Raw genomic sequence first — 419 nt, 5'->3', positions numbered from 1 at the left:
CCTCCACACTGCCTATGTGTTCAGCAGTGGGTGACAGCCCGTGACGACTGCCGGGTTTCCCCATTCGGACACCCCCGGATCAAAGCTCAGTTGGCAGCTCCCCGGGGCCTATCGCGGCCTCTCACGTCCTTCATCGGTTCCTGGTGCCAAGGCATCCACCGTGTGCCCTTAAAAACTTGGCCTACAGATGCTCGCGTCCACTGTGTAGTTCTCAAGCAACGACCAGCCACCCATCACCCCACCAGACAAGCTGACGAGTTCACTGGGGCCGGCATCGCGAAGACAAGACCTTACGGCCGTGCCCTCAGATACCCAACAACGTGCCAGGCACCAGACCTCTTCCGAATTCTCTTTCCACGCCGAAGCAGTACTTGAGAACCATCAGATCGTCTGGCGCCGAATAATCAACGTTCCACCCA

Annotated in this window: 1 rRNA gene; it reads right to left on the bottom strand. The window is 58.5% G+C overall.

The features are described 5' to 3' along the window. Positions 1 to 182 (bottom strand): 23S ribosomal RNA (locus G3I71_RS48575); the annotation flags it as partial. Positions 183 to 419 lie beyond the last annotated feature (237 nt).

This window comes from Streptomyces sp. SID12501 (assembly GCF_010550245.1).
Lineage (GTDB): Bacteria > Actinomycetota > Actinomycetes > Streptomycetales > Streptomycetaceae > Streptomyces.
This window is presented reverse-complemented; position numbering and strand designations above follow the sequence as displayed.